At 57.6% G+C, this 330-nt stretch carries 1 protein-coding gene; it reads right to left on the bottom strand.

The features are described from left to right. Positions 1-25: 25 nt before the first annotated feature. The coding region (locus tag P0G09_RS16525; protein ID WP_275253204.1) for a PfkB family carbohydrate kinase at positions 26-330 on the bottom strand (305 nt) is incomplete at its 5' end.

Genomic DNA, 330 nt, shown 5'->3' with positions numbered 1-330 from the left:
CAAATTCCTGTTTTGCTGCCATGGTTCAGCCCTCCACTTCTGCAAGGGTGGGCATGGCGGGGATAGCGCCGTGGCGGCTGGTGGTAATGCTTGCCGCCTTGTTGGCAAATGCAAGAATGCTTTCCAGTTTGTCCACCGTCAGGGTGTCCAACTCCTCCTTGCAAAGCTTGGAAAGTGCCGCACCAAAGAAGGTATCGCCTGCGCCGTTGGTGTCGCCCACCTTGCAGGGCACGCCAGCCACAAGGCCAGTTTTCTCCCCAAAGCGGTAGAATACGCCGTTTGCACCCAAGGTGACGAAAATCAGCCGGATGCCGTTCTGTGCCAGCTGTG

The sequence above is a fragment of the Faecalibacterium sp. DFI.5.82 genome, assembly GCF_029076575.1.
GTDB classification, from domain to species: domain Bacteria; phylum Bacillota; class Clostridia; order Oscillospirales; family Ruminococcaceae; genus Faecalibacterium; species Faecalibacterium duncaniae.
Note: the sequence above shows the minus strand (reverse complement) of the source record. Positions and strands in the feature narration are given on the sequence as shown.